We start from the raw sequence: 4,263 nt of genomic DNA, 5'->3' as shown, positions 1-4,263 counted from the left end.
TTCAAAATTCCATTATTTCAATTTACATGAGATCTAGATAAATCTTTTATTAAAACATTAATTATTATTTCAGGAGGGGATTTCAATGCTGTTAAACATTTATTTTGACACTTTCAACTCTTATGGATTTCGCCCCCCCCTTGCAAACACACGACCACTTGAGATGCTAGAGGGAACACTGCATATTTTTGCGGCGCTTCATGCTAATAAAACTTTGAAAATTAATCATGCTATCTTTTGTTGAAAGTTTCCTAGTAATAAGATCTTGTATTACCTGTATTTTTTTTTAAGCAATCAAATCTATTTAAAAAGTAACTGAAATTTTTGCAACGTCAATTCTTAGAAAAATTAAATAATCTCTATAAATTTTTAATAGTACTTTTCTTTCCTTAAATAGCTTAGGCGGTCTAGAGCATGTTGTAATATAACTGTTGCTGCTTGAGCATCGATCTTTTTGCTTTTAGAAATTGTAAGGTGCTGAACGGAAAGTGTGCTTAAACGCTCATCCCATAAGCACACAGGATAGGGCGTTAAAAAACTTGCAAATTCTACGACTAAATCGCACCCTTTGCTCCAAGATCCATCTAAATTCAAGGGAAGCCCCAAAACCACCCAAGAGGCAGAATAGCCCTTCAAAATTTCTATGATTTTTTTTGCTAAACGACTATACGCCGATGTAGAAAGAACTTCCAGCGGAACTGCCAAAGTGTTTTCTGGATTTGATATAGCAATTCCTGTAAGTTTTTTTCCAAGATCTATCCCCAAACACGTTTCTGTCTGATTTAACACCGCTCGTTCTTCTAAAGAGATGTGTTGTTGCACTAATCTGTATCGCAACTATACTGAACAGACTTAATTAAAAACTGCTTTTCTTTTTGAACTATGGTAAGCACCACATAGTCTCCCACTTCTTTTCCTATCAACGCTTTTGCCAGCGGCGCTTCTATGGAAAGTTTTCCCTGCTTTATGTCTGCTTCGTCCGCTCCAACTATTTGGTATTGAACTTCGCGCTCCTCGTCTTCTAAAACAACATAAGCACCAAAAAACACTTTGTTTCCGGAAAGTGTTCGAAGGTCTACAACCTGAGCACGAGATATGCGCTCTTCTATATAGCGAATACGCCGCTCTACAAGGTGCTGTTTTTCTTTCGCTGCGGCATATTCCGCATTTTCTGAAAGGTCTCCGTAAGAGCGAGCTTTTGCTATTTCTGCAATAACCTGAGGTCTTTCTACAAAAGTTAAATTTCTAAGTTCGTCTTGAAGTTGACGTAAACCACGTTCCGTCATGGGGATAGAATTGGACACAAATATCGAATAAAAAAAATACCAAATATATTATAATACTATTTTTTTTTAAAAGCAACACCACAAAGGGCGTCGGGGTGAAAGGATTTGAACCTCCGACATTCTGCTCCCAAAGCAGACGCGCTACCAGGCTGCGCCACACCCCGAATATTAGGAATGGTAGCACAATCCATTTCAGTTGACAAGACTGAATAAAAATTATTATCGCCAAATTGGATATCTTGACACGCATCGCTTGTATTTTTCCCTTCATTCTGTTTATATTTGAAAAAAATTTGGTATACTGTTTTATATTTCTGGGGGATAAAAGTGCTTTTTATTGTGTTCTATTTAGGTGAAATATTTTTTCTTATGGAGAGAAAAGCAAGATGCTTCAAGGGATAGCGCTTCTGGAAGCGGTGACTTTATTAAAAAAAATCAGATTGTCGCCCTTCCTACAGAAACAGTGTATGGTTTGGCGGGACGCGCAGAAAGTGTTGAGGCAGTAGAAAAGATTTATGAAGTTAAACGACGTCCAATTTCTAACCCTTTAATCGTTCATTACGCAACTCAAGAAATGGCATTGAAAGATGGGGTGCTCTGTGAGCAAGGAAAAAAACTCGTAAAAAAAATTTGGCCCGGTCCATTGACTGTTGTTGTTGACAAATCTCCTGACTCTAGGGTTGTTTCTTTGGCGCATTGTGGGCTTGCGAGTTTTGCTATTCGGGTTCCTAATCACCCAGTAATGCATTATATATTGAATCAGGTCGGCCCTCTTGCTGCTCCCAGTGCAAATCCTTCGGGGGGAGTAAGCCCAACAACTGCAGAGCATGTGCATCAAGCCTTTTCAGGAACAGTACCAGTACTAGATGCAGGGCCGTGTGTTATAGGGGTTGAATCTACCATTATTGATTTGAGGTTTTATCCCTTTTCTATTTTGCGCCCAGGATACTGGACTTTAGAAAAATTACTGAAAGAATTCCCGGATATCTCTTTTCAAGAAGCGCAAAGCTCAGATATTATTACACCAGGAACTTCATTTCAGCATTATTCTCCTAAAAAGCCTTTGTTTTTGAATGTTTCACCCCCGTTTGATCTTGAAATGGGGATCATAGGATTTGGTCCTCTGCAAGGAGATTTGCCAACCCAACCATTTGTGCAACTTAGCGTAAAAAAAAATATTGAAGAGGCTGCAAGAAACATCTTTTCTGCTCTTCATTATTTAGATCGCTCAGAAAAATGTCTTTCTATTGGAATCGTGCCTATTCCATCTTACGGAATAGGCGCTGCAATTAACGACCGGTTGACAAGAGCGGCACTTAAAGATCACTCTTAGCAAAACCTAATCGCTTCGATTGTGTCTGCTTGTCTTTAGACATTGATCAGGTTCGTCAAAATCTTCAGAACCTCGTTGAGATGATGAGCAGCTGCTTTCGTTGTTTTCCTTTTTAGACAAGCTTGATTCATCAGAACTGCTAGAGCTTTTTTCCACTAGCTGCAATTCTTCGCTGGCTTGAGAAGCCTTCTTAGATTGTTCTTTTTGAAGTCGAGCAAACTGCTCTACCAAAATTTTTTTTTCAAGTTGCAAATCTGCTCCGCAAATTAGTAAGCATTCACAAGCAAGCTCTTTTTTTGTCTTAGCGCTTATATCAGCCAAAGCCAAGTCCCTATCTTCAGGATACACTGCATTTTCAAAGGAAAAAATAGACCTTAAAAAACGCCACCTTCCGGGCTCTCCCTGGTCAGTAGGGGAAGACAGGCTTGTGCGTTCTAATACAATGGCTTCAAATAAGGGGAGTTTTTCTTCTATTCCTCCCTCTTGTTTTAAATTTCTCTGAAAGTTTTCTAACGTTTTTAATCCAGAGCCAAACACCTTTGTCGAGTCTAAATTATACGCAAATGCGCTTAAAGCCATGCTGCGAAGCGCCTTGTTAATTTCTACTTCATTGTTTGCTAAATTAATGACCGAGAGAGAAACTTTTTTCAAGAAATCACAAAAATTTTCTGAAGTTCCAAATTGCTGAAATATTCTTTTAGCTCCTTCTTCAATTTTTTTGTAATATCGTTTAAAACGTTTTCCCCCCCCCAAAGCAAGTAACGCTGCTAACTGTCATCAAGGCAAACACACACCGTATCTTTTTCATCTCACACACCTTCATTTTCAAACACACAGCGATGATATATTTGCCTTATAAAAAAAACAATAGATAGCGTGCTTATAGTGAAAGTCTTTAAATTTTTTGTTATAAACTCGGTGTGTAATATTAATTTTTATTCTAATGCTTTAATAAAATTTTTGTACAAACAACTAAATATTAGAAAAAGAGAAAGGACTTTTTGTTATAGTGTAAATGTGACGTCTAGACTACAAAAAACCCCTTATATATCGAAAGCGATCAATTTAAAAATTTTTTAAGAATATGGTTTGTAAAGATAATTCTTTTAATAAAATATAATATAAATAAATACGATTAATAACATTACAAGATGTAAAATCAAAAAATTCTTGTTTTTTGTAATACAATCGAAAAAAAGAAGCCTTTAACTAAAGATATTTTTTGTTAAAATTGGTAAAGGAATTGTTTTAAAAGTCTCTAAAAATGATTGTATGTAAATTTTGTGAATGTTAGGGATGCTTTAAAAGCGGTTTTTTTCGAGTGGTTCAGCGGTACTAATGTAAAAAATGTGGAAAAAATTTCACGAGGTGTGCCTGAAAAAGACAAGCTCCAAGCCCTCGTTTTATACGCAAGCGGTCTTTCAATGAACCGAATTGCTCAGCTTTTTGGTGTCAGTGAGACCTCTGTTTTGAAGTAGGGGCGCACCTTAGGATCAAAGCTATTTGTTTGATCCCATAGAATTATGGAGTATATTATGAAGACAATAATTCATGGAGGAAAAGTTTATGGGACAAGTATTACACGCAAATGCCAGAACGACTGAGGTACTCCGTAGAGAGATCCAATAGGGAAGAGAGCATAGC

Annotated in this window: 6 protein-coding genes and 1 tRNA gene; 3 read left to right on the top strand and 4 right to left on the bottom strand. The window is 37.1% G+C overall.

The genetic code is table 11. From position 1 onward, the window contains the following. Positions 1–85: 85 nt before the first annotated feature. On the top strand, positions 86–244 hold the full coding sequence (locus HE1_RS07345) for a hypothetical protein (protein WP_242837199.1): 159 nt from the start codon (positions 86–88) through the stop codon (positions 242–244). A 125-nt stretch (positions 245–369) separates the two neighbouring features. Here HE1_RS07345 and ruvX read toward each other — a convergent pair whose 3' ends face one another. The 3 genes from ruvX to HE1_RS04080 all read right to left on the bottom strand — a co-directional run bounded on the left by ruvX (position 370) and on the right by HE1_RS04080 (position 1,450). Further along, positions 370–789, bottom strand: coding sequence for a Holliday junction resolvase RuvX (gene ruvX, locus HE1_RS04090; RefSeq protein ID WP_206537238.1), 420 nt, complete (start codon positions 787–789; stop codon positions 370–372). A 32-nt stretch (positions 790–821) separates the two neighbouring features. Further along, positions 822–1,286: a transcription elongation factor GreA gene (greA, locus tag HE1_RS04085; protein ID WP_006302103.1), complete on the bottom strand. Its 465-nt coding sequence runs from the start codon at positions 1,284–1,286 to the stop codon at positions 822–824. A gap of 90 nt (positions 1,287–1,376) precedes the next feature. Further along, positions 1,377–1,450, bottom strand: a tRNA-Pro gene (locus tag HE1_RS04080). 188 nt (positions 1,451–1,638) lie between these two features. On the opposite strand from HE1_RS04080, the gene HE1_RS04075 reads away from it, so the two are divergent. Further along, positions 1,639–2,619, top strand: coding sequence for an L-threonylcarbamoyladenylate synthase (locus HE1_RS04075; protein WP_035545001.1), 981 nt, complete (start codon positions 1,639–1,641; stop codon positions 2,617–2,619). 6 nt (positions 2,620–2,625) lie between these two features. On the opposite strand, the gene HE1_RS04070 is transcribed toward HE1_RS04075, so the two are convergent. Then, positions 2,626–3,372, bottom strand: a complete 747-nt coding sequence (locus HE1_RS04070; protein ID WP_035544999.1) for a hypothetical protein — start codon at positions 3,370–3,372, stop codon at positions 2,626–2,628. A gap of 530 nt (positions 3,373–3,902) precedes the next feature. Between HE1_RS04070 and HE1_RS04065 the strand changes: the two genes are divergently transcribed. Beyond that, on the top strand, positions 3,903–4,097 hold the full coding sequence (locus HE1_RS04065; protein ID WP_035544996.1) for a helix-turn-helix domain-containing protein: 195 nt from the start codon (positions 3,903–3,905) through the stop codon (positions 4,095–4,097). The last annotated feature ends 166 nt before the right edge of the window (positions 4,098–4,263 follow it).

Source organism: Holospora elegans E1 (assembly GCF_000648275.1).
Classification (GTDB): Bacteria; Pseudomonadota; Alphaproteobacteria; order Holosporales; family Holosporaceae; genus Holospora; species Holospora undulata_A.
The sequence above is the reverse complement of the archived record's forward strand: the minus strand, read 5'-3'. Positions and strand labels throughout refer to the sequence as shown.

Excerpts from the sequence above, each read along its gene's own strand:
- HE1_RS07345 (WP_242837199.1), top strand. The coding sequence starts at position 86 with ATGCTGTTAAACATTTATTTTGACACTTTCAACTCTTATGGATTTCGC.
- greA (WP_006302103.1), bottom strand. The coding sequence starts at position 1,286 with ATGACGGAACGTGGTTTACGTCAACTTCAAGACGAACTTAGAAATTTA.